Source organism: Kitasatospora cheerisanensis KCTC 2395 (genome assembly GCF_000696185.1).
In the GTDB taxonomy this organism is placed as follows: domain Bacteria; phylum Actinomycetota; class Actinomycetes; order Streptomycetales; family Streptomycetaceae; genus Kitasatospora; species Kitasatospora cheerisanensis.
Window position 1 is genome coordinate 2,636,518 of the sequence record NZ_KK853997.1, and the last position, 21,750, is coordinate 2,658,267.

General features: G+C 70.3%; 35 protein-coding genes and 2 pseudogenes. All 37 read right to left on the reverse strand.

Annotated elements, in window-relative coordinates; translation table 11 throughout:
• Positions 1 to 272, reverse strand: a 272-nt coding sequence (locus KCH_RS42475; protein ID WP_035862385.1) for a hypothetical protein, incomplete at its 3' end; no start/stop codon positions are given.
• Positions 273 to 340: 68 nt separating this feature from the next.
• Positions 341 to 763 (reverse strand): hypothetical protein, encoded by a 423-nt coding sequence (locus KCH_RS41235; protein WP_035862388.1) that lies wholly within the window; start codon positions 761 to 763, stop codon positions 341 to 343.
• Between the two features lie 20 nt (positions 764 to 783).
• Positions 784 to 1,650 carry a hypothetical protein gene (locus KCH_RS11800; RefSeq protein ID WP_035862390.1) on the reverse strand — a complete coding sequence of 289 codons (867 nt, stop codon included), beginning with the start codon at positions 1,648 to 1,650 and terminating at the stop codon, positions 784 to 786.
• A 56-nt stretch (positions 1,651 to 1,706) separates the two neighbouring features.
• Positions 1,707 to 2,357 carry a hypothetical protein gene (locus tag KCH_RS37160; protein WP_051652983.1) on the reverse strand — a complete coding sequence of 217 codons (651 nt, stop codon included), beginning with the start codon at positions 2,355 to 2,357 and terminating at the stop codon, positions 1,707 to 1,709.
• A gap of 75 nt (positions 2,358 to 2,432) precedes the next feature.
• On the reverse strand, positions 2,433 to 2,771 hold the full coding sequence (locus KCH_RS11810) for a hypothetical protein (RefSeq protein WP_035862391.1): 339 nt from the start codon (positions 2,769 to 2,771) through the stop codon (positions 2,433 to 2,435).
• 93 nt (positions 2,772 to 2,864) lie between these two features.
• On the reverse strand, positions 2,865 to 3,986 hold the full coding sequence (locus KCH_RS37165; RefSeq protein WP_051652984.1) for an N-6 DNA methylase: 1,122 nt from the start codon (positions 3,984 to 3,986) through the stop codon (positions 2,865 to 2,867).
• An 80-nt stretch (positions 3,987 to 4,066) separates the two neighbouring features.
• Positions 4,067 to 4,642 (reverse strand): hypothetical protein, encoded by a 576-nt coding sequence (locus KCH_RS11820; RefSeq protein WP_035862392.1) that lies wholly within the window; start codon positions 4,640 to 4,642, stop codon positions 4,067 to 4,069.
• Positions 4,632 to 5,285, reverse strand: a complete 654-nt coding sequence (locus tag KCH_RS11825; protein ID WP_035862393.1) for a hypothetical protein — start codon at positions 5,283 to 5,285, stop codon at positions 4,632 to 4,634. Before KCH_RS11825 ends, KCH_RS11820 begins: the two co-directional genes overlap by 11 nt.
• Positions 5,286 to 5,313: 28 nt before the next feature.
• A complete protein-coding gene (locus tag KCH_RS11830; protein WP_035862399.1) occupies positions 5,314 to 5,664 on the reverse strand; it encodes a hypothetical protein in 351 nt (116 codons plus the stop codon).
• Positions 5,665 to 5,734: 70 nt separating this feature from the next.
• Positions 5,735 to 6,070, reverse strand: a complete 336-nt coding sequence (locus KCH_RS11835; RefSeq protein WP_035862400.1) for a hypothetical protein — start codon at positions 6,068 to 6,070, stop codon at positions 5,735 to 5,737.
• A 124-nt stretch (positions 6,071 to 6,194) separates the two neighbouring features.
• Positions 6,195 to 6,545: a hypothetical protein gene (locus KCH_RS11840; RefSeq protein ID WP_035862409.1), complete on the reverse strand. Its 351-nt coding sequence runs from the start codon at positions 6,543 to 6,545 to the stop codon at positions 6,195 to 6,197.
• Positions 6,546 to 6,626: 81 nt separating this feature from the next.
• A complete protein-coding gene (locus tag KCH_RS11845) occupies positions 6,627 to 6,908 on the reverse strand; it encodes a hypothetical protein (protein ID WP_035862412.1) in 282 nt (93 codons plus the stop codon).
• 126 nt (positions 6,909 to 7,034) lie between these two features.
• Positions 7,035 to 8,159, reverse strand: coding sequence for a PP2C family serine/threonine-protein phosphatase (locus KCH_RS11850; RefSeq protein ID WP_035862413.1), 1,125 nt, complete (start codon positions 8,157 to 8,159; stop codon positions 7,035 to 7,037).
• A 183-nt stretch (positions 8,160 to 8,342) separates the two neighbouring features.
• Positions 8,343 to 8,816: a hypothetical protein gene (locus KCH_RS11855; RefSeq protein ID WP_035862415.1), complete on the reverse strand. Its 474-nt coding sequence runs from the start codon at positions 8,814 to 8,816 to the stop codon at positions 8,343 to 8,345.
• Entirely contained in the window at positions 8,813 to 9,376 is a 564-nt protein-coding gene (locus KCH_RS11860; protein WP_035862418.1) for a hypothetical protein, read from the reverse strand. The genes KCH_RS11855 and KCH_RS11860 overlap by 4 nt, the downstream gene beginning before the upstream one ends.
• 67 nt (positions 9,377 to 9,443) lie before the next feature.
• Positions 9,444 to 9,737 (reverse strand): hypothetical protein, encoded by a 294-nt coding sequence (locus tag KCH_RS11865; protein ID WP_035862422.1) that lies wholly within the window; start codon positions 9,735 to 9,737, stop codon positions 9,444 to 9,446.
• 185 nt (positions 9,738 to 9,922) lie between these two features.
• On the reverse strand, positions 9,923 to 10,270 hold the full coding sequence (locus tag KCH_RS11870) for a hypothetical protein (RefSeq protein ID WP_035862424.1): 348 nt from the start codon (positions 10,268 to 10,270) through the stop codon (positions 9,923 to 9,925).
• A gap of 36 nt (positions 10,271 to 10,306) precedes the next feature.
• A complete protein-coding gene (locus tag KCH_RS11875) occupies positions 10,307 to 10,972 on the reverse strand; it encodes a hypothetical protein (RefSeq protein WP_051652985.1) in 666 nt (221 codons plus the stop codon).
• Between the two features lie 105 nt (positions 10,973 to 11,077).
• The gene (locus KCH_RS11880; RefSeq protein WP_035862426.1) at positions 11,078 to 11,455 is read right to left on the reverse strand and encodes a hypothetical protein; all 378 of its coding nucleotides are present in this window, start codon (positions 11,453 to 11,455) and stop codon (positions 11,078 to 11,080) included.
• An 83-nt stretch (positions 11,456 to 11,538) separates the two neighbouring features.
• Entirely contained in the window at positions 11,539 to 11,991 is a 453-nt protein-coding gene (locus KCH_RS11885; protein ID WP_035862428.1) for a hypothetical protein, read from the reverse strand.
• A gap of 62 nt (positions 11,992 to 12,053) precedes the next feature.
• A complete protein-coding gene (locus KCH_RS11890; RefSeq protein WP_035862430.1) occupies positions 12,054 to 12,284 on the reverse strand; it encodes a hypothetical protein in 231 nt (76 codons plus the stop codon).
• Entirely contained in the window at positions 12,284 to 13,771 is a 1,488-nt protein-coding gene (locus tag KCH_RS11895) for a DNA cytosine methyltransferase (protein WP_035862432.1), read from the reverse strand. Before KCH_RS11895 ends, KCH_RS11890 begins: the two co-directional genes overlap by 1 nt.
• Complete coding sequence (locus KCH_RS11900; RefSeq protein WP_035862435.1) at positions 13,771 to 13,953, reverse strand: hypothetical protein; 183 nt, start codon at positions 13,951 to 13,953, stop codon at positions 13,771 to 13,773. The genes KCH_RS11895 and KCH_RS11900 overlap by 1 nt, the downstream gene beginning before the upstream one ends.
• Positions 13,954 to 14,008: 55 nt before the next feature.
• The gene (locus KCH_RS11905) at positions 14,009 to 14,416 is read right to left on the reverse strand and encodes a hypothetical protein (RefSeq protein WP_035862437.1); all 408 of its coding nucleotides are present in this window, start codon (positions 14,414 to 14,416) and stop codon (positions 14,009 to 14,011) included.
• Between the two features lie 73 nt (positions 14,417 to 14,489).
• Positions 14,490 to 14,840: a hypothetical protein gene (locus tag KCH_RS11910; RefSeq protein WP_051652986.1), complete on the reverse strand. Its 351-nt coding sequence runs from the start codon at positions 14,838 to 14,840 to the stop codon at positions 14,490 to 14,492.
• A gap of 128 nt (positions 14,841 to 14,968) precedes the next feature.
• Positions 14,969 to 15,445, reverse strand: a complete 477-nt coding sequence (locus tag KCH_RS11915) for a hypothetical protein (RefSeq protein ID WP_035862439.1) — start codon at positions 15,443 to 15,445, stop codon at positions 14,969 to 14,971.
• A gap of 48 nt (positions 15,446 to 15,493) precedes the next feature.
• Positions 15,494 to 15,889 (reverse strand): hypothetical protein, encoded by a 396-nt coding sequence (locus KCH_RS11920; protein WP_035862441.1) that lies wholly within the window; start codon positions 15,887 to 15,889, stop codon positions 15,494 to 15,496.
• 59 nt (positions 15,890 to 15,948) lie between these two features.
• Positions 15,949 to 16,074, reverse strand: coding sequence for a hypothetical protein (locus KCH_RS45995; protein ID WP_279635859.1), 126 nt, complete (start codon positions 16,072 to 16,074; stop codon positions 15,949 to 15,951).
• A complete protein-coding gene (locus KCH_RS11925; RefSeq protein ID WP_035862443.1) occupies positions 16,071 to 16,310 on the reverse strand; it encodes a hypothetical protein in 240 nt (79 codons plus the stop codon). Before KCH_RS11925 ends, KCH_RS45995 begins: the two co-directional genes overlap by 4 nt.
• Positions 16,303 to 17,142, reverse strand: a complete 840-nt coding sequence (locus KCH_RS11930; RefSeq protein WP_035862445.1) for a hypothetical protein — start codon at positions 17,140 to 17,142, stop codon at positions 16,303 to 16,305. The genes KCH_RS11925 and KCH_RS11930 overlap by 8 nt, the downstream gene beginning before the upstream one ends.
• 45 nt (positions 17,143 to 17,187) lie before the next feature.
• Positions 17,188 to 17,586, reverse strand: a complete 399-nt coding sequence (locus tag KCH_RS11935; protein ID WP_035862447.1) for a hypothetical protein — start codon at positions 17,584 to 17,586, stop codon at positions 17,188 to 17,190.
• 88 nt (positions 17,587 to 17,674) lie between these two features.
• Positions 17,675 to 18,067: a hypothetical protein gene (locus tag KCH_RS11940; RefSeq protein ID WP_035862450.1), complete on the reverse strand. Its 393-nt coding sequence runs from the start codon at positions 18,065 to 18,067 to the stop codon at positions 17,675 to 17,677.
• Between the two features lie 99 nt (positions 18,068 to 18,166).
• A complete protein-coding gene (locus KCH_RS44350) occupies positions 18,167 to 18,451 on the reverse strand; it encodes a hypothetical protein (RefSeq protein ID WP_035862453.1) in 285 nt (94 codons plus the stop codon).
• Positions 18,452 to 18,867: 416 nt separating this feature from the next.
• Positions 18,868 to 19,053 (reverse strand): annotated as a pseudogene (locus KCH_RS47175) (helix-turn-helix domain-containing protein); the annotation flags it as partial.
• Positions 19,054 to 19,114: 61 nt separating this feature from the next.
• Complete coding sequence (locus KCH_RS11950; protein ID WP_084223506.1) at positions 19,115 to 20,254, reverse strand: PD-(D/E)XK nuclease family protein; 1,140 nt, start codon at positions 20,252 to 20,254, stop codon at positions 19,115 to 19,117.
• 142 nt (positions 20,255 to 20,396) lie between these two features.
• The gene (locus KCH_RS11955) at positions 20,397 to 21,485 is read right to left on the reverse strand and encodes a DEAD/DEAH box helicase family protein (protein ID WP_051652988.1); all 1,089 of its coding nucleotides are present in this window, start codon (positions 21,483 to 21,485) and stop codon (positions 20,397 to 20,399) included.
• A gap of 31 nt (positions 21,486 to 21,516) precedes the next feature.
• A pseudogene (locus tag KCH_RS41240) lies at positions 21,517 to 21,750 on the reverse strand (hypothetical protein); the annotation flags it as partial.

Sequence of the window (21,750 nt, forward strand, 5' to 3'; positions counted from 1 at the left end):
GGGCTTCGGGGGTGGATGGGCAGGGACCACCAGGGGTGGCGGGGGTCGGCGGTGAGGATGTGGCGGGCGTTGGAGAGGGTGGTGCCGTGGTGGTGGGCGGTGCGGACGAACGCCCAGCCGGGGCCGGCGAGGTGGGTGTAGGTGCGGGTGGCGTCGCGGGCGAGGGCGCCGGGGATCGTGGGGGCCGCTTGTTCGAGTTCGCGGCGGGTGCGGGCGGTGATCACGGGGACGAGGTCGAGGGGCAGGCCGGTGAGGTCGAGCTCTATGGGCACGGTGTCGGCTTCCGGGGGTGTTGGGGCTTGGGCCGGGCGGCGGAGGTCGCCGCCCGGCGTGCGGGGGGTCAGAGGCTGGTGGTTTGGGAGAGGGCCGTGCCCTGGTGGGGGCTGATGTGGGCCTGGACGTGGTGGGTGGCCGGGCCGCCGGTCCACGTGATGGTTCGGCCCGCCGGGGTGGTGTGGATGCGAAATTCGATGCCGGGGAACACCGCGTGCAGGTGGGTGAGGAGTTCGTCGTCGGTCTTGCGGACCTGGTAGGTGCCGGGGGTTCCGGTGCAGCCGGGGTGCCGGCGGTTGTGGCCTCGGCTGACGCGCAGGTGGGAGTAGAAGAGGACGCCGGTCCAGGTGCAGCCGTCTCGACCGCAGCGCAGCTCCCAGTGGACGTCGGAGCCGGGGTAGGGGTGTTCGGGGATCAGTTCGAGGTCGTCGAGTCGTCCGAGCGCGCGGTGGGCGGAGGCCGCGTTGCGGCGGGTGCTGAGGTCGAGCACGGGGTTCGGGTCCTTCGGGGCTAGCGGGTGGGCAGGTAGACGGGGGTGCCGAGGCGCAACGCGTTGTCGTCGGTGAACAGGCGGCGGACCGTTTCGTCGCTGGTGGGCTTGGCGTAGGCGCTGCGGGTGGCGTTGCGCCAGGTTCCGTCGGTGCGCTCCCAGATGATCGAGTCGTGGACGACGTGGTCGCCGTCGTTGAACTGCTCGGGCACCTCGGGGTACGGGATGGGCGGCAGCGTCTGGGGGTCGTGGTGTCGGTGGGCGAGGACGGTGATGGCGTGGGCTCCGCCGCTGGAGCGGGCGAACGGGTACTGCCAGTGAGTGGGGGGCAGGTTGGCGGTGCCGCCACTGGTGGGCGGGGCGATGGTGCGGGTGGTTCGGCGGTACTGGTTGCTGTGGCTGCGTCGCTGGTTGGTGACGACGACCGCTTCGGCGCCGGTGGCGGTGTGCACGGTGACGTCGCCCGGCCGGAGATAGCGCGCCGGGAGGTCCATGACGCCGTACTTGTCGATGGGGCGGTCCGGGTGTCGGGCCGCCGGGCTGTTCTTCCAGTTGGTGATGTAGGCGGCGATCGCGTCGGCGGCAGCGGTGATGTCGGCGTGGGCGGTGTCGGGGTCGCGGAACGCGTCGTAGACGGTGACGAAGTGGCCGGGGTTCTCGTAGGGGTTGCCGAGGTAGTGGGTTGCTTGGAGCCCCTGGCTGCCGCCGGGGTCGATGTCGATCTTGGCGTCCTGGTCGGATACCCAGATCGCGGTGCCGCCGGGGAGGTCGATCTCCAGCCAGGAGGAGTTCGCCGACTGGTGGCCGTTCGTGGTGCTCTTGATGCCTCGCTGGTGGAGAGCGGCCGCGAGGTATTGGCCGAGGGTGTACGTGGCGGTGGTGGTCATGGCGTCTCCCGGGGTGGTCGGGGGCGCGGTGGGCGCGCCCCCGAGGTGCGGGCGGTTCAGGTGGTTTCGGTGGTGGTGTTCTGCTTGCGCGGCTTGGTCGGGGTGGTGGTCTTCTTGGTGGCGGTCTTGCGGGTGCGGATGGGCTTGGCCGGGGAGGGGGTGGCCTTCTTCGTGGCGCGCTTGGGGGCGGGGCGGGGCGGTTCGGGAGTGGTGTCGCCCTGGGGAGCAAGCTCCGCTTCCGGGTCCGGGTCGGGCTCGACAACGGTCAGCTCCGGGTCCGGCTCGGACTCGGACTCGGGCCCGACAACGGTCAGCTCCGGGTCCGGTACCGTCGCCGAGGTCTCCGGGCGGTCGCCGATGAAGCGGGGCTTGCGGTCGAACGCGGGCAGGAGGTTGCCGGCAATCGCGGCGTGGATGACGTCGACCGGGTCACCGTCAATGCCGGCAACGTTGAGGAGGGTGTGGTAGCTACGGCCGGGACGCAGGCCGGGGCCCGTGCGGGTGGTGCCGCGCTTACCAGGGGCGGTGACCCAGAGCTGAACGATGTTGCCGGACAGGCGGATGCAGCCCCCGACCGTTCGTCCGTCGGCGTTGGTGAGCCGTTGGACGTTCGGGCCGTCGTCGGGCAGGCGGTCGGTGGTGTAGCCGGGAAGCCGGGTGGCGACACCTTCGAAGGCGGAGGCGAAGGTGGTGTTGGTGAGGAACACGGTCGTTTCTCCTTGGCAAGTCTTTATTTAATACTCGCACTGGCCATGGTTCAGCACTTCCGAAACCACGGGGTGTCACATCAGAGCGGTGGCGGCGCCGACGTCCGCGACGGCGCGCGGGTCGAAGGTGTCGATCCAGGAGGCAAGGTCCTCGACAACCCGCCGGACGTTCGCGCACGGGATGCCCACCTCGGTCGAGCGAAGCACACCGCCGACGGGGTCCAGCTTTTCGAGGACGAAGACATCCCCGCCAGGATTGCCGGGACGGGGAGAGAGGGTGACCCTGATGATGTCGGGCCCCCCTTCTCGACTCGGGGCGATCACGAGGGTCCGGCCGTCGACGGCGATCCCAACGGTGGGGCGCGAGTCGCTGCTGAACTCCTCGGCGACCATCTCTAGCACCCGGCTGCTCATCCTGCTCTCCTCTCGTCCATTCGGGAGACCCTCTCCCTTGTGTCTTTATTTTATACTCAACACGCAGGGCTGTCCACTCGTCTGCCCTAAAATTCAGGCGGCCTTCCGCGTCGCCCTGGCAAGCAGTTCCTCGGCCTGGAGGACGGCAGCGACCGTTGCGGCTTTCCACCGCAGGTCCTCGCGGTGCTCGAAGATGCGGGCCTTCTCCTCCAGGGCCAGCCGCTCGGTGTCGGCCTGCGCGAGGGTGTCGCCGCACCAGACGGTGGTGTTGGGGCCCATCTTCCATAGCAGGACGTTGACGGCGGCGCCGGCGGCGGCGATCGGGTCGATGTCGCAAAGGTGCCAGCGACAGGTGGCGGGGTCGATGCCGCGCTCGCGCAGCATCTGGACGGCGGCCCGCACCATGCCGCCGGTGCCAGCGGCCGGGTCGCAGAAGGAGTGGCCGGGCTTCACTTCGGAGCAGTCGCCGATGACCTGGCGGGCCATCAGCTCGCAGATCTCCGGAGGCGTGTGGTACTCCCCGAGCCACTTGCGGGACCCGCTGCTGCGCATGCCGGTGATCATCCAGGACATCAGGTCGAAGTCGGCGAGCATGTAGGGGTCGTCGGTTCCGGTGAGATCGAACAGGCCCTGGGTGATCGCTGCGCGCGCGACCGCCTTGATGCAGCGCAGCTCGTGCGCGCTCATACTCTCGTCGAGCCAGGAGGCGAGCGGGGCGGCCCGGTGGACCAGGTCGGGGCGGATCGTCCACCAGTACGCCCAGCATTCGCGCAGCGCCTGCGCGAGGTCCTTGGCGTCGAGCTGGAGGAAGAACTCCGCGCACAGCGGACCTCCGGGCCCCTTGAGCGGCCACAGCGCCAGAGCGGCCACGACGCCGACGGGTATCTCCATCCGGCTGCCGCCGTGCTCGCGGTCCCAGGCTTCGACGGCGGCTTCCGCGATCCACTGGGCCGCCTGGTGGGAGCGGGTGCCAAACGGGATGCGGTACTTGCTGATCGGCGCTTTGGCTTTGGGCTCGGCCGGGCCTGCGGTGCGGTTCCCGGCCGGGGCGGGGGGCTGGGGCTTCGCTGCTGGGGTCTTGGCGGGGGCCGTCGGTACGGTGGCCAGCGCGGGGCGCGGCGCGGGGGTGTCCTTGGGCTGGAAGTAGTCGTACTCGTCGTCGTCGCTGTCTGCGGGGAGGCTGAACAGGTCGGGCTGACGCCGCTGTTTCACCACGTTTTGTCCGTTTCTTGGGTGTGAACAGGCCCGGCGGCCGCACAGGGGTGGCCGCCGGGCCGCGAGTGGATGGCGGTTGGTCAGGCGCTGGAGGGCTGGGGGCTCTCCTCCAGGCGCCGGGCCTCGGTCTCGATGAGGTGCCGGGCGATGGCGATGGCGTACTGCTTGCCGATGGGTCCGCCGGCGGCGAGCCGGGCGGCGATGGCGAGGGCTGCGGGCTCGGCCTGGTCGTAGTCGAGCCGGTTCAGGTGTTCGGCTGCGGCGGTGATCTCGCTGTCGAGGCCGGGCATGGTGTCGGCCAGGCCGGGCGGCCCGTGGAAGACGCCGCCGCGGGGGCACCGGATCGGAGGCTGCGGCCGTGCCGGCTGGGGCGTGCCACGCAGGGCGCGGTCGAAGGCGTGGAGCAGGTAGGCGGCGGCGCGTCGGTAGTTGCCGCTCAATTGGAGGGCGGTGTAGCCGTACACCTCGGCGACGGCGGCCGGGTGGAGGTCGGCGCGGTACTGCTCGGGGGTCAGGTCGCGCTGGCGGGCGGGCCGGTGGTGGTAGCCGCTGTCGATCACGGTGTCCATGACGGCCGCGATCGCGGGTTCGAGTTGGGCTTTTACCCGCAGGCGGGTGCCGACGGCCTGGACTGCTTCGTCGAGTTCAGCGTTCACGGCTGGCCGCCAGACGCACGGCGTGCTCGACGAACTGGTTGTGGATGAGGTCCACGCCGTCCTGGTAGAGGTCGTCGAGGACCTTGATCGCCCGCGCGTAGGCGGACGGCAGGGAGTGGGCCCGGAGGACGAATGCCGCGACGTGGCCTGCGTCGCGCAGAGCCGCCTCGTCCAGGGCGGTGAGGAGACCGGCACGGACCTGGGCGATCTCGCCGTACTCGTCAACCACGATCGTCCATTGCTGGGCGCCGGGGAGGGGCCGGATCGCGCCGCAGTCCTCGCAGCCGCGGTGGGGGCGGTGGTACTTGCGGGCGAGGTCGGTGATGTGCTCGGTGACAGCCGGGGGTGCGCCGTCGAGGTCGGTGACGTTGAGCATCCAAGCGTGGGTGCGGACCTCGTCGGCGGCGCCGGAGTCGAGAACGTGGAGGTGCAGGCGCAGTTCGGCCGGGTCGAACGGCACCTGCTGGTTGTAGGCGAGGCTGCCATTGAGGTAGGCGCGGACGTCGGTGGTGCCGGCGAGGGTGCTGCGGTTGAGAATCACGTCGGCGCGGGAGGGCTCGTTTCGGATGGCCGCGACGACCATGAGGGTTCGGATTGCGTCGGTGAGCGCCAGGGCGGCGGTCGGGGTGGGCGTGGTGGTCATGGGTGTTGCCTCCGGGCGGGTGCGGTGTTCAGCGGTCGGCCAGGTAGGGGTGCTTGGCGTAGGCGCGCTGGATGACGTGGGCGGCGGCGATGAGGTGGTCGATGCTGGAGTCCGAGTGGAGGGCGAGGCGGAACAGCGAGACGTAGTAGGCGTTCACGATGACGTCGCGATACTGGCCGAGGGTGAGCTCTGCGGCCTGGCTGAGCCATGCGGCCGTGATGGCGTCCTCGATGAAGCGCGAGGCGTTGCGCACGCAGTCCGGGCAGGCGGTGTGCCTGGCGATCTGGACGGCGACGCCGGGGAGGTGGTGGACGGGGATGCGCCCCATCTCGACGGCGAGGTCCTGCGGGGTGTCGGCGGTGAGGTCGAACAAGAACATGATGGTGGCCTCTCGTGGGCAGGGGTGGGGCCCGGCCGCCGGACGGCGGCCGGGGTTGGGCGATGGTTGGTCAGCGGGTCAACTGGGTGTCGGCGGCCAGGGCGTGGCGGATGGTCTCGGCGAGCTCGGGGACGCGGTCCATGTCGGCTTCGAGAACGAGGGCCTGCCGGTAGAGGTCCGGGTAGTAGCGGTGCTGGATGAGCTCCTGGAACTGGCGGAGCGTGGTACCCGCACTGTGGTCGGGGGCGGTGCCCCAGACGTAGGTGATGGCGTGTTCGATCAGTGCGGGGGCCAACGCGATGCGGCCGCAGGAGAGGGTGGGGGCGTCCAGGATCGCGTCCAGGATGGTGATCTTGTGGTGGTCGGGTCCGGGGATCTCGATCATGGCGAAGCCGTGGGTGGTCATCGTTGTGCTCCGTTCGGTTTGGGTGCGGCGGGTGCCCGGGCCAACAAGGCACCCGAACTCTTTATTTGATACTCACTGTGAGCGTGGGGCCGACGTATGGGCTCGCCCCCGGATGCACGGTGAGTCAGCGGGTGAGCTGCGGGTCGTTCAGCAGTGCCAGGGCGATGTCCGCCGCCATGTCACCGATCTGGTCGAAGTCGGCGCCCAGGCCGAGGGCCCGTCGGTACAGGTCGGCGTAGTAGCGGTCCCGGACGAGCTGGTGGAACTGGGTGAACGTCAGCGGGAGGAAGGCGTCGGGGCGGGTGGCCCAGGCGATGGAGACGGAGTGTTCGACCATCCCGAATGCGCCTGCGATGACCTCCGCCGGGAAGAGGGCGGTCATGTTGTTGATGCTCTCCATGACGGCGGGCAGGTGGTGCGCCGGACCCCTGATCTCGGCGAGGACGGTGAGGGTGCTCTCGTGGGTGCCGCTCATTGGGGACCTCCTTGCAAGGTGGGCGGACGGTTGAGTTGGTGGGTCGGGCGGCCCGGCCGTGGGGCCGGGCCGTAGGCGGGTTCAGGCGGTGAGGTAGTCGAGGACGGCGAGGGAGAAGCCGCCGGGGAGCGCGCCGGGGCCGGCGTCGCGGCAGGTGGCGTAGTTCTCGGCGATGTCGAGGGCGTCGAGGACGGCGGCCTCGTGGTTGGGGTGACCGAGGAGACGGGCGACCGAGTCGAGGGCCATCGCGGCGGCGGAGAGGGTGAGGCGGTGGATTTCCTGTTCGGCGCGGGCGGCGCGAGAGCGGGCGATGGCGGCGTAGTAGCGAGCCTCGGAGGCGGCTGCGTCGGTGAGCGCGTTCATGGCGGTTCCTTCCTCTCGGTGGGGGCCCCTCCCCCTCCTTTCTGTCTTTATTTTATACTCATTTGGGTTGGTTTTCCACTCCCCCGGAAAGATCTCAAGGGGTGGACGCCGCCCCGCTCCCGCGGGTCAGCGATCCGGGAACGCGATGACGAGCACAGTCGCGTTGTCCGCCGGGCCGCCTTCGCCGGCCCGGTGCCGCTCGACCGCCCGGCTGACCACCCATCCGGCCGCGCTCTTCGCCCAGTAGCGGTCCACGTAGTTCCGGTCGTAGTAGTCCGCGGTCTGCGGCAGGTCGGGCCCCTTGCCGTCCCCCAGGGGGAAGTACGCGCCGTCGGTGCACAGCAACAGGCGGTCGAGTTTCCTGTGTTGAGTGAGGGTGCCGATCTCGCCCCAACTGAGGTCGGACGTCAGCCGGTTGTGGTCGTACGGGCCGACGAGCCCGCCGGCCGCCCGATGCTGCTGGGCGAGGTTGTGGTCCACCGTCAGCAGGCGCCCCTGCTCGCCGCCCTTGAGCATGTAGGCCCGCGAATCGCCCGCCCAGGCGATGCTGGTCCTCCGCCGCTGTTCGTGCCACGTCACCACCACGGCCGTCGAGGAGACGTCCTCGCCCACCCCGCGCTGCCGCTGCCACGGCTCCACCTCCTCCCGGATGGCCTCGATCGCCTTCTCCGGCCGCTGGAGGGTTGCTGCGGCCTTGGCGAGTCGCGGGGTGAAGTGCTGGACGAAGTCGGCCGTGTCCTGGCTGTCGCCGATCCCGTCGCAGACCGCGAACGCCCAGATCCCGGTGCCCTGGTCCCGGTGTACGGCGAAGGCGTCGCACTGGCGCGCCCGGTCGCCCTGCGCCTGCGCCGCACTGACCACCAGCCCTTCGGGCTCCAGCCACTGGGTGGGCTCCTGGGCGAGGGCGGCGAGGTGCTCGATCTCGGGCAGACCGAGCAACCGGTGCGTGCCGTCGCGGAGCTTGCGCCCGGTGACCAGGACGGTGCCGCGCAGGACCGGCACCGGGCCGCCGCCGGCGAGCCCGGTCCACAACTGCCCGGCGTAGTGGTTGACCTCCTCGACGTACGGCGGGTTGCCGTGGTGCACGACGTACCGGCCGAGGCGGTGCGAGTTGTAGCCGGCTCCGAGGTTGGCGACCAGCTGATGCGCGTCCAGTCGGATTCGGGCCGGACTGTCGGCCGGGTCCCAGCAGGTTATCGTGTCGTCGCCGCCGTCCGGGTCGATGACGTACGCGAAGTGTTCTTTCTTCATGGTTCAACTCTCCTGCCGTGTAGGGGGATTCAGAGGCCCGAGCGGGCCCACTGGTGTTCGAGGACGCAGTCTTCGCAGCACAGTTGCCCGTCGATCAGGTCGACCGGGTCCCCGGCTTCGACGGTGATGGGGCGTTGAGCGGTGAGCATGCGTTCGGGTTCCTCGGCGGGGCGGGCTATCCGCTCACCGCAAGGTGCTGGGGCGGCGGTTCGGGCGTGTCTTTCGGGCGTGGTCGTAGCTCTGCCGCCAGCGGTGCACGAGGGTCATCACGGCCTGGGCGTCCATGAACAGGGACATCCCGACCAGGCCCTCGACGACCGTGCGGGCCAGGTCCTCGCGGGCTCGACCGGCGGGGACGGTGAAGCTGTCGCTGGTCGGCCCCGGGTTCTCCTGCCAGGCGATCCAGTCGGCCGCCGAGCAGTGCACCTGCCACAGCGAGCGGATCTTGACCGCCCCGAAGAGGTCCTGGTCCTCCTCCCAGCCGGGCATCAGCTTCAGATCGGCAGGGCAGCCGTCCTCTCCGATGTGGGGGATGCAGTCGCGGGCGTCGGACAGGTACCAGCAGGCGTCGCGGGCCGCGTCGGCCGGATCGGTGCCCGCTTCCTCTCCCCACCGTTCGGCATCGAGGCTGACTCTCAGGTCGATACGGATGATCACGTGCCGGCCGGAGCCCCGAGCATCCGCCGAAGGATCTGGAGGAGGCGTTCGAGCGCGCCGAGTTGCTGGCCGGTGAGTCCGGTCGACCGGCCGTCGCCGCCCTCGGGCCCCGCGAAGAGCACCGGGCCTCGCAGCAGTTCGGGCCGGGTCTCGCCACCCAGGGTGTCCAGGATGATCTGCGCGTAGTCGTTGACCTCCAGGGCCGCGCTGTCCACCCGGACGGCGAGGCCCAAGACTGCACCGTGCGGGCACTGGACGGCGTGCGCGTTGAAGACGGCCGGCCCGCCGAGGTGGGTCGCAGCGGCGGCGCGCAGCGGGCCCGCGTCCGCAGGGAGGGTGAGTCGCAAGCTCTCGCCGGTGTTGGCGACAAGCAGCGCGTTCGGCACGAGGTCGACTATCTCGTGCGGCCAGTAGGAGACGGGCTCGGCCCGCGGGTCCGAGTCGAGGCGCACGGAGCACGGGCCGTTCGGGTCGGTGGAGGTGCGGACGACGGTTCCGTGCTGGCCTGCGAGGGTTCCCGTGGCGATGCGGACCCGGCGGGCGGGTGCGGCGGTGGACATGCTTCTCCTTCTACGAGGGGGTGGGGCGGGGGCCGGATGCGGCCCCCCGCTGCTGACGTGGGCTTGGTCAGCCGACCGGCTGGAACCAGACGCCGGTGGCCTGGAAAAAGGCGTTGCAGGCGGTCCGGGGGGAGTTCGCGATCGGCACGATCGCCATCAGGGTGTCCAGCGGCTTGCGACCCTGGTTGATCAGGGTGACGTCCAGCTGGACGGAGCCCGCCTTCGCCGGCGTGAACGCGATCTTGATGAGGCGCGGGTCCTCCGGGGTGACGGCCACGTAGACGGGATTGAGGACAGCCGTCGCGTGGATGCCGGGGCTGTGGACCTGGGTGGCGACGTCCTTGGCGAGCCGCGCGTACATGGTGGGTCCTTTCGCGGGGGGCCTCCCGCCCGATATATTTATTTTATACTCATTCAGTCGGGGCGTCCAACTCACGGGGCCCCAACTCCAGCAGCTTCGAGCAGTTGAGTGCCAGTCACCTTCGGGCAGGCGGCCCCCGGCTCCCGCCCGGCGGCATTCGCCGCCGGGCGGGAGCCGGGCTCCAACTACAGCAGGCAGACCCCACGGCCTGCACCCGGGGCCGCGAAGGCCGCCGCGATGGCCTCCAGCTCCTCGATCCGGCTGGCGTTCTCCGCCGTCCAGGCGAGGATCATCGTGTAGCCGGGGTTGGGCTCCTCGGCGCAGTACGCCTCATAGGCGGCCTCAGGGTTCGGATGGCCGGTGGACAGGAACCAGAACTCGTCCTTGTGGTAGTCGACGTCCCACTCGGGGTCAAACTCGTCGTGATTCCCGTCGCCGTACTCCCAGTGGCCCGTGAAGGCATAGAAGCCAATGTTCCAACTGCCGTCCTTCGACTGCCAGGTGACATTCTCGCGGGTCCGGCTCATCATCATCCCTTTCTTCGCTTCATGTCTATATTTTATACTCGTTCATGCCCGGGGTCCAGCTATTTCCGCCGCAATCTCCGCCGGTGGAACAGGAGTTGGCCACCCGTGTCGCTTGCGAGCCGGTTCGGGCCACGGCACGGCGGTCAGCGCGCGGCGGTGCCGCTCCGGAAGGCTCACCGTCGGGTGGCCGAGCCAGTCCCTGCCCATGTGGGCGAGTACTGCGGCGTCGGCCTTGTCGTAGCGCCCGCTGCCCTCGCAGTCCAGGCCGAACAGCTGCGCAACGGCGTCACGGACCATGCCTTTCGCCACCTTGCTGCGCGTCTCCTTGGGGTAGTCCGCGGCAGGGTTCGCGGTGCCGCAGGCATAGACCTTGAGCTGGGAAGGGGTGACCACGGCGTAGGGAATCGAGCGGTGCCACAGAGCCTGCGTGACCATCCACCACAGGCCGGCCAGTTCGTGATGTCCCGCTTGGGCGCCATGCCCGTAGGCCGCGCCCTCGATGACGACCATGTCGGCGCGGCGGACCCGGTCGGTGATCTCGTTGACGATCCAGGCCAAGCGAGGGTGGCCGCGCAGGGTGCCCTTGGGACGGAGGGCGTCCGCCCAGTCAACGCCGGCGATACCGGTGCTGGCCAGGGACAGGTCCAGGCCGATGACCAGGGGGATGGGGCCCTTGGCTGAGGGGGTGTCGTTGTTGGTGCTGCTCATTCGTTCTTCCTGGTGGTGACGGCGCGGCCGGCCCCATCCGGGCCGCGGTGAACTGGGTGCTGCTGCGGTGCGGGCAGGCTGTCGCGGCCCGCCCGCACCGGCGGGTCATCGGCTGTTGAGGCGGTCCATGAACTCGCCGAGGTGGGCGAGGCTGCCGATCTGGTCGCTGTGGCCGCCCTCGGCGCAGGGGCGGTGGAGGTTGAAGGTGGTGCTGTCGCCGTCCTCGCTGACGGCCCACCGCAGGTACCAGCCGGGGGTGTCGGGCAGGGCGGCCCGCGCAGCGAGTTGTTCGCCGGTCTCGGGCTCGGCCGCCTTCCAGGCGAGGAGGTCGGCCGGGTCTTCGCCGAGGATCTTCCGCGTGTGGGCGGCGGCGTAGCGTTCGGCGTCTGCGTCCGCCTCGAACTGGTGGTTCTGGTCGTCGGCCCATTGCTCGGCGAGGGCCTCCGCGGCCATGTGCCGGAGGGTCGGTTCGTAGGGGGGCATGTGCTGTTCCTTGCTGCTGGTCGGGTACTTGGGGGGCTGGGAGCTGAGGGCTGCGCGGCGGGGCACGGGGGCGCCCGACCCGGTCAGGCCGCGAAGTCAAGGGCCAGCTGCACGGAGGTGGCCGCTTCGGTCGCTGGGAGGTCGGATTCGGGGTCGTCTTCCGGGGCGAAGGCGCTGCACGGGTCGCACGACTGCTCGCCGACGGCGTTGTGGCGTTTCCAGCCGGCGAGCGTCCCGCAGATGGCCCGCTCCTTGCCGGGCAGCGGCAGGTCGCGGTCATCGAGGAACTGGGCGGTGGCGATGACTTCGCCGTCGAGCCACAGGCGCCCGCCGCACACGCCGTCGAACCGGCTTTGGTGGGGCCGGGTTTGGCGTATGCACGTGGCGCGGAACGGGCACGGGACGCAGCGTTCGAGGACCGGCAGGCAGATCGCCTCAAGCTTGTCCCGGGTCTTCCAGCCGTCGGCGGGGCTGAAGTGGCTGTCGCCGAAGCAGTCGGGCAGGAAGCGGTCGGTGTCGGGCAGGGCGGTGAACATGGCGTTGGTCTTCTCGGTCGGGCCGGGCCCCGGTCTCTGCCGGGGCCCGGGTCGGCGGGTAGTCAGGGACGGCGGAGCCGCAGGAGGCGGCGGGCGCGGGTCGGGTCCCAGCAGACGCAGGTGACGTAGCGGGTGCTGCGCGGCCAGGTCAGCCAGCCGCCTTCGCCGTCGCAGTACCGGCAGTTCGGGTCGGGGGTCTGGGTGAGGAGCAGGGCCTGCACGGGGCCGGGGGTCAGACGCAGCCTCCACCGGCCCTGGCGGATGCGAGGGGAGGTGTTGTCGGGGAAGGTCATCACAGGACCTCCAGGAGCTTGCGGCCGATCCACTGGGCGACGTTGACGCTCACGGCGTTGCCCGCCTGCATGGTTCGCTCTGCGCCGCTGCCGAGGACGATGTACGTGTCGGGGAACCTCTGTCCGGCCAGCTGCTCTTCGGGCTTGAGCATCCTGAACCAGCAGTCGGCGATGCTCTCCTCGGTGACGACGACCGCGGCGGAGTCCTTGGTCGACAGGGTGTGGAACGGCATGCCGGCGTGCTTGGTGGCGCTCTTGCGGTAGGGGACGACCAGGGTGTTGCGGTCGCGGGGGTCGACGCGGCCTCCGGGCAGCACCAGGCCGTGGTGGTTGCCCTGCGCGGTGACGGTGGACAGCGGGCTGTGGATGCTGCTGCCGCTGGCGTTGTTGCGGTACTCGATCACGAAGGACGGCGAGGTGAGGAGGGCTTCCGACTCGCGGGTGGTGCGGGTGCGCAGGGGCTGGCTGACCGGGTACGGGTCGGTGTTCCAGCTGCCGCCGGTGGGGACGAGCATCGCTTCGCCCTGCTTGGTGGAGCGGGTGGGCAGGGGGCGATCGGTGAGGCCGAAGGCGCGGTCGCCGCCGTCCCGGCCGTGGGTGAGGCTGATCGCGGACGGGACGTGGGGGAACTTCGCCAACCCGGCGCGGATGCGGTCCATGGTGGTGTCGGCGAGGGGCTTGCGGCGGGAGCCGATGCGCTGGCCGAGGTCGGTCCAGTCGATCGCGGCCGAGGCGGGGCGCACCCACGGCTCGACGATCGCGTGGTGGCAACGGCTGTTGGGGCAGCGGTAGTCGTACTGCTTGGAGTACTTTCCGACGGTGATCTTGGGGTCGCGCCACGTCTGGACGGCGTTGACGTTCTCGCCGCAGACGAAGCAGTAGGCGGCGGGCGACGGCGTAAGGTCGGGCTTGCGCATGCCGCGGCGGGTGAAGGTGATGTACACGCGGTCGCGCCACTGCGGTGCCCGCAGGTTGTCGTCGTCGCCGACGTGGGCCGAACTCACGGACGTAATCTGGTAGTTGTAGCCGAGCCCCTTCATCGCGGCGATCCACTGGTTGAAGAGGATCCAGTCGGTCACGAACTCCAGGACGTTCTCCACCACGATGGCGCGGTAGCGGTGGACCTCGACGGCGCGGACGACGCACCAGGCGGTCACACGGGTCCGCTCGAAGGCGTCGTCGGGCAGGACCTTGAAGTCGTCGTCACCGTCGAGGAGGTCGAGTTGGGCCGTCTCGCGGGGCCGTCCGCCGGCGGGGCTGATCTCGGTGCAGATCACGCTCGCCCAGAGCACATCGGCCTTGGGCAGGTAGCGCATCGGCATGCCGGAGACATCGATGCACAGGTGGTCAGCGTTCCTGTGGTTGGCGGCGTGGGTCTCCAACGCCAGCTTCCAGTGGTTGACGCCGAGGACAAGCTCAAGTCCAGCCTCCACGAGGCCAGTTGATGAGCCGCCGGCGCCGCAGAGAAAGTCAATGAAGGTCGCCATCACGGCCGCCCGCTGCCAGAGGAGGGCAGGTCGAGGGTGGGGCCGGTCAGGTCGGGGCCGGTGTCGGCGGTGCGGGGACGGGGAGTCGGCCAGGGTTGGGTGACGAGCTGCCAGTGGTTCGCGGCCGGGCGGACGCACACGGGGGTGAGCCGGCCCGTGGGCGCGGTGTCGCGGATGGTCATGGGAAGTCCAAGAGGTCCATGGGGACAGAACGATCTATCCCCATACAAGCTGGGGTCAGGAAACGCGGATGCCGGCGTGTTCGGCACCGCGGCGGAGGAAGGCGATCCAGGACGGCCAGCCGTGGGGCCCGCTGGCCGGGTCTTCGGCGATGGCCCGTAGGGGCTCGGGGGCCGCCTCGTAGGCGGCGAGCGCGGCGGCGATCTCGGCGGCGGTGATGAGCTGGCCGCCGGACCGGGTCAGCTTGTCGATGGGGATGCCGCCTGCGGCGGGGCCCGGCCGGTCGGGCGCTGTGGAATAGTCCAGTGCCTGGCGGCTGCACGACGGCAACGGCAGCTGGTCGCCGGTGAGCATGCCGAAGCCCTGCATGGCGTCGCGGAGCAGGCCGAGGGCGAGGGCGCTGGTCTCGTACCGGCTCTTCGGGTCGTGGTCGTCGCCGGTGTCGATGGCGAGAAGGAAGGTCACGGTGTTCTCCGGTGCTGACGGTTCGGGGTCGGGAAACGTGCGGGCGTTTCGGGCGGACGGGGTTCGCGACTGGTCAGAGGATTCCGTGGCCGTCGAAGAACGAGGGCTCGTCGTCGACGGGGTAGCAGGCCGTCAGCAGAACCGTGACGGGGCCGAGGGCGGTGGTGACTGTGAAGGTGCCCCCGGAGCTGTCGACGGTGGCTCCGATGCCCTTCGCATAGTCCTGGAGGGCGTCGACTTCGTTTGCGAGGTGGATTTCCAGCAGTGGGCCGGCGCTGATGCCGCGGTCGCTGGGGCCCCAGGCGACGAAGTAGGCGACGGGCAGGGTGGGGTTCGCAGCGGTGAACGCGACTGCGGCACGGGCGGCGGTGAGGGCGTGTTCGGTTTCGCGTACGAGTTCTTCGGGGGTGTCGCCGGTAGTCATCGGATGCTCCAGGAACGAGGGTGAGAGGTGGGCCTTCGGCCCAGGGTGGGCGTAGGCAGCGGGCGTCGTGGTGGTTGCCTTCGGAGAGCGCAGGCCGATCCGGGGCTTCCACAGGTCGGCGGTTCGCGTCAGAAGACCTTGATGCCGGCACTGGCGCCCTTGCGGAGGAAGGCGATCCACACGGCCCAGCGCCTGGAATGCTCGGCTTCGCGGCGCTGCTCGGCGGGGCTGGAGTCGTAGGCGGCAAGGGCGGCGGCGATCTCCGTCGACGTGATCAGGAAGCCCTCGTTGTGCGCCACCTTGTAGCGCGGTATGCCGGTGGTGGCCGGGTCGTAGCCCTCCAGGCGATTCTGTACGGCCTGCTGCGCCGCAGCGAAGGCTTCGGCCTTCTCAGGCTTGACCATCCCGTCGCACATCGGGCCGTCGAAGTCGTCGAGGGTCAGGCCGAACTCGGCGAGGTAGGGCCGGTGGGGCTCCTCCGCGTCGGTCAGCATGCCGAACTCGCGCATCCTGGTCAGCAGGACGGTCATGCCGCCCGCGCTCTCGCTGTAGTACTCCTCCTCGTAGGCGTCGTGGTCGGTCTCAATGAAGAACTGGGTGCCCATCGGGGGCTCCTTCGTCGTCGGTAGTAGGGGCGAGTTCGTCACCCGGGGTCAGAGGCAGCGGATGCCGAGGTGGTTGCCGCCGGAGAGCAGCAGGCCGATCCAGGGGCGCCACTTGTCGATGGCCCGGTCGGCGGCGTTGCGCTGTTCGATCGGGTGGGCGTAGTACGCGCCGAGGGCGGCGGTGAGTTCGCGCGGGGTGATCAGCCATTCCGCGTCGACGGTGAGCTTGTGCCGGGGGATGCCGACGGGCTCGGCGGCGGTGGCAGCCAGGAACGCGCGGCGTTCCTCGGGGTCGGCCGGGGCGGGGTGTTCCGGGTACGGGAGGTCGTGGATCATGCCGTGCCGGTCCATGGCGCGCACGATGCGGTCGTAGGTGAAGTGGTCGACGACGACGGTCGTCGAGGCGTCGACGGGGTGGTGTTCGAGGCGGAAGGTCCGATTCATCGGGGCCCCTTCGGGTGGATGGGGTGGGCGGCCGCCGGGTGTGCCGGCGGCCGGGTGGTTCAGCGGGTGCGGTTCGTTCGGGTGTCGGGCTGTCGCCTGGCGCGGTGGGGGATGCGGAGCGCCCATACGGCCAGGGCCAGTCCGGTGGCGCCCAGCAGCAGGGCGACGGCTTGGACGGCGGTCACGGGCGGTCCCCTTCCGGCTTGGTGTAGGTCCAGGTCTGGGTTGTCTCGTCCAGGTCGAGGTGGCCGAGGAGGCGGGCGGTGTCGCGTGCCCTGGGTCCGGCGGTCGACCAGCTGGGCTGGAGCGGCGGGGAGGCGAGGAACAGGCCGTAGAGGTTCCTGGGCGCTGGGGGCCGGACGGTCTCGGGCCGGTCGGTGGTCTCGGGGGCGGGCTGCTCGCCGGGGGTCTGGTCAGACACGGGCGTAGCCCTTCGGGCGGGCCGGGCAGCCCTGGGCGGTGTAGAGCTGCTGCATGGCGAGGAACACGCCGTGGGCGTCGCCGATGCGGTGGGCGTGCTCGGCCTGGGCGAGGAGGCGGGCGTCGTCCTCGGGGGTCTGGGGGTGGGCGAGCACGCAGAAGCACTTGAGGTCGCCCCGGCCGCCGGGGACGAGTTCGGCCAGCGTGGTGGTGAGGACCTGGACGCGGTCCCCGGCGGCGAGGACGTGCTTGCGCCAGGGGCCGTAGCCGGTCTCGTGGACGATGGCGAGGCTCTGGCCGGTGAGGGCGTCGAGGAGTTCGGTGTGCCGGTCGGCGGCGATGGTGGCGTCCGTGAACGGCAGGGTGGTGGCGAAGGCGGCGGGACCGGTCTCGTGGATGGTGGTAAGGGTGATGACGGCCCGGTGGTCGCTCGGCGCGCCAGGCATGCGGCGGGCCTCAAGGAAGGCGTCGATGGCGTTCAGGAGCGGGGCGATCAAACCGCCGGCGGCACCGTAGACGTTGCGGTCGTCGGGGGTGGAGTCGTAGACGATGTGGCGGACGGTCGGGTTGTCGGGGTCCTCGCGGACGACGAGCCAGGAGGCGACGCTGTCGATGTGGCTGGGCAGGCCGCCGGTGTCGGTGTGGGTGCCGATCCGCAGGAAGGTGCCGTCGGGCAGCTCGGCGTAGATGACGGTGGCGCCGCCGCAGAAGTCGATGTCGACGGTCAGCTGGCGGCGGCGCAGCGGGGTGATCAGCGGCTCGTAGGTGGCGTGCATCGCCTGCCACGCGGGGTCGTTGACGCGGTTGTGCTGGGGCAGGGGGGCAAGTCGCATGGGGTTCTCCAAGAGGTCGTTGTTGCTGGCCGGATAGGCGGTCGGTCAGGTGAGGCGCAGGAGGCGGCGCAGGAGGCCGGTCCTGTGTCGGCGCGGCGTCGGTTGTGGGTCCGGAGGCGGGAGGTAGCGGTTCAGGACCCGGAGCAGCGGCCGGGGGTCGGTGCCGAGGTGGTGGTAGCGGCCGAGGAGGGTGGAGTTGTAGACGGCGGCGGCCTGAACGCCCGGGGTGACGTGGGTGATCTGCCAGCCGGTGGCGCCGCCGGGCTTGCGGGCGGTGGCCCCGCCGACCCCGTCGTCGGTGATCGTGAGGTGGGTGCCGTCGGGCAGGTGGAGGTGCAGGTAGCCGTGGCCGTCGTGGGTGGTGACGTGGAACGGGGTTCCGCGGCGGCGGGCGAGGTCGAGGATCGGGGTGTAGCGGGCGGGGAGGATCGGGTCGACAGTCATGGCATGTCCTGACGTGAAGGGGAGCTTTCTATGAGTTCCCATACAAGTTGGGGCTGGCCGGGGGCATGGAGCCCCCGGCCGGGGGGCATCAGGCCGCCAGGCCGGCGGCGTGCATGTCGGCCCAGGCGGAGAGCTTGTCGGCCATGGAGCGCAGCTCGAAGGCGTCCTTGCGGGCCTGCTGGAGGTCGAAGGTGTTCGGCTTGACGGGGAGGATGTAGGCGCCTTCGCCGAGGAGGTCGAGGAGCTGGTCGATGCGCCAGGACAGTTCGCCCGCCGGGTCGTCGGCTGCGTCTTCGTCGGTGGCGTGCTCGACACGGGCGGCCAGGTCGGCGATGCAGTCGAGGTCGACGTCGATCTCCTCGTTCTCGGCCCGCTCGGTGGCGAGCGCCCGGACAAGGGGGTCGAGGACGCCGGTGTAGTTCACGGCGTAGGTGGCGCGCCCCTGGTCGTCCTTCGCAGCGGTGATCGTGGGCAGCAGCATGTGTCGTTCCTTCCGTTTCCCCCGGGGGCCCTTCCCCCTCTCTATGTCTTTATTTTATACTCAGCCGCATGGGGGCGCAAACTCCCGGCACTTAGTTTCCTATTTGTTACTTTCACGTCTTTTGAGGCTTTCACGGATCGCGGCTCTGGCTATCTGCTGCGCGCTCTGGATGCCGTCCGGGTTCGCATCGGCCTTGGCCCGCCGCATCGCCCCTTCCCGCCTCAACTCCTCGAACTGGTCCCGCTCCGCCTGCTGCGCCGCCCTCCTCCTGGCGGCCTCGGCGGCCTGCTGCTGGGCCCTGGCGCTGGTCCCGCACGCCCGGCAGTTCTTCGCGGGACGGCGGTGGCGCGAGCACTTCCCGGCCTCCGTCTCCTCGGGCTCCACCGGCTCCCCTGCGGCGTCAGCCGTGGGGGGTGGGGGGTAGGTGGGAAAGAGGTAGAAGGAAGGAAGGAAGGGGTTTCCCCGGGGAAAGGTCCCGCGTTTCCCCGGGGAAACGCATTGGGTTTCCCCGGGGAAAGTCGCTCCTGGTCCGCCGGTGGGTTTCCCCGGGGCAACCCGTTCTCATCGGCTGCCTTCCGCTTGCGCTTCTCAACGTCCTCGTAGGTCCTGGCCGGGGGTGCCGGCTTGGTCCGGACGGCGTTGGGACGGGCCAGCCGCGGGTTGCGCGGCGCGGCAGCGGCGGCGGCCTGGCGCTCCTTCAGTTCCTCGGTCTGCGGAAGCTGCGGCACGCCCAGCGGGAACACCTTGTACACCGCCGTACGGCCGGGCCGTCCGACCTCCACGCGTTCCACGAGCCCCTTCTTCACCAGGTTGGTGATCAGGGTGACGACGCGGTTCTCGCCGACTCCGGCCCACGCCGCGAGCCGGTGCATCCCGGGGCGGGACAGCCGGTTCTCGTCGTCGGCGGAGTCCGCGATCTTCATCAGCACCAGCTTTTCCGTCGGGTTGTCGATCACGTCCCTCGGGAGGTACCCGGCGATCAGCATCAGGTGGATCGACACGGACGGCTCCCCCTCCCTGGAGCGGCGGAGCGGCGGCGGGCGGCGCTCACTCGCGAACCGCCTTCACCGCGATCCGCCGGGTGCCCTTCTTCGTCACCTGCCGCAGTGGCACCGGGATGCCGGCGGTGATGAGGGCGCGCACCATGCGGTCGGCGTCGGGGACGGTGGGGATGGGGGCGTCCAGGGTCTCGAAGATTTCGATCATGGCGCGCACGTCGGGCTTCTTCTCGGTCTTCTCCGAGCCCTGCCAGCTCAGGGCGTTGCGCCCGTACCGGCCCTCGTCCGCGCCGTCGACGGCCTTGCGGACGAACTTCTTCGTCCGGTCGGCCTTCGACCACTGCTCGTGGGCGGCCACGTAGTCGGCGAGGCACCTGGCCACGTCCTCGTCGTTGTGGACGATGTTGGCCTGCACGGGACGCCCGTTGGCCGGGGTGCCCCAGCAGGCCGTGGCGAACGGGCAGAAGTCGCACTGCGGGTCGATGCCGGGCCCGTAGAACGTGCGGGGGGCCTGTTCGGGGTGCTCGGTCTCGGTGATGCGCTCCAGCCACCACACCGTCTCTTCGGCGGCGGCCGGGTCGTAGGGGATCTCCTGGACGAACTCCTCGCCGGAGTCCCGGTTGATGAAACGCAGGCGAATTCGCTCCACCGGGATCGGGCCGAGTCGGGCCAGGACCCGCTGCCCGTCGGTGTCGGCGAACCCGACGGTCCGCAGCAGCCGGGTGTAGGTCATGACCTGACGGATCTCGCCGGGGGTGGCGCCGTACCGGATCGCCTCGTCCCACCGGTACGTGGTGCGGGTCTTGATGTCCTCGACGGTGGTCACGTCGGCGGGCACCCGGGGGCGTAGGCGGCGCGGGAGCTGGCGGGCCGTCACCCGGTCGAGCTGGACGACGTCGATGCTGCCGCGGATCACCTCGTCGGCGACGCGCTTCTCGACGAGCCAGCCGAACTCGCGGCGGGCGGCGGTCGTCAGGCCCTCGTGGATGTAGGTGCCCAGCATCGCGGCCGGGCTGACGATGTGGTCGGTGGGCTCCCAGCCGTGGTGGATGTAGGCGGCGCGGCGTTCGCAGACCAGGTCCGATGCGCCGAGTTGGCGCTGTCGGGACCGTGGTCGGGCCTGGTCGACGGCGTCGGCCGCTATCCAGATGGATGGCGACTCGGGCCGTTCAAGAACGGGGGTGGACATGGGGGTGCTGCTCCAAGAGGTCAGTCGTCACGGGGCTGCTGCCGGGCCGGTGCCTGGGCAGGCGCAGCCGCCGCCGCGGTGTTCGACGCGCCGGCGGGCGGTGCCGGGTGGGACCGTCGGGAACGGTCCCACCCGGCTGCGGTCAGGCGGCGTCCTCGCCGAGGACTTCGGCGTCGGCGGCGGCCTGCTCGGCCTCGGCGGCGGCCCGCAGTCGGGCGGCGTCGCTGCCGGGCTCGTCGTCGATCGTGGTCGGCGGCGCGGCCAACTCCCGCACTCGTTCCTGAACGGCCAACCGCACCGTCTTCCACTCCGCCTCGGAAAGCCCGGTCTCCGGCCCCGCGTCGAGTTCCTTCCACAAGGCCACGCAGGCGTCGCGGTCGGTGGCCTCGGCGATGCGCTTCATCCACGGGCCGGTGCGGTCGCCGACCAGCTCCGGCATGTCGCGGGGCTGGGAGTTGATGGAGCAGCCGAGCATGCCGAAGATCAGCTTCTCGTAAGAGAAGTCCGGTAGCGGCATCGGCTTGCCGCTCTCGACGCGGAATCGCAGGGTGCGGGCCTTGATGATCTCGGGGTGCCTGTCGCGGCGCACCCGGATCCAGACGTTGCTGTCGAAGCCGGTGTCCTTCTGCGCGCTGACCCTCCAGTCCTTGACCGCTTTCTTGTTGACGATGAGCGGCTGCCCGTTGCCGTCGGTGGCGCTGATCTCCTTGCCGCGGCAGAGCATGATGGCGATTCCGGGCATGGTCTGGAGCATGTAGATGATCCGGTTCCACCGCTCGATGCTGTCGTTCCACAGGTGGCGGCCGATGTCGATGTTGGCGTCCGGGTTCTCGGCGAGCCTGTTCCGGTTGCGGTCGCTGCGCTTGGCCCGCTCGTACGTCCAGTTCGACAGCATCCGCCACAGCGCGGATCCGGAGTCGATGATGAAGAGGACGGGCTTCTCGCCCGCGGTGGCAGCCCGGCGGGCCTCCCACCACACCGCCTCGACCTGCTCAGCGATCGACTGGTAGGAACCGTCGTGCTCGATCACCTCGAAGCGGGCGCCGGGGATGCCGGCGTACTCGTCGGCGGAGCCCTCCATGAGGTCCATGACGTACGCCTGTCCGATGTGCTTGGACCCGCTGAACTCGATGGCCTGGTAAGACTTTCCGGCGCCCTCCTCGCCTTCGACGAGGATGAACGGCCAGGGGACGATCCCGGTGGGCCGGCGGGACTTGATCTTCGGTGGCACGGGTACTTCTCCAAGAGGTCATGGTGGTGCGTCAGTCCGAGCGCAGGGCCCGCACTTCGATGCGCGGGGCCCACTCGGGGTGGCGTTCGATGAGCAGCCGGGCGTAGCGGCTGCGGAAGTCGTTGTTCAGCCGGAAGTCGTCTCCGCCGAGGGTGGCGCGGCCGTAGCTGTAGCGGACCAGTTCGAAGAGCATGCCGATGCTGATCTTCGAGAAGCGCGCTTCGATGCAGTCGGCGGCCAGCCGCTCCAGGTCGGCGAGCACCCA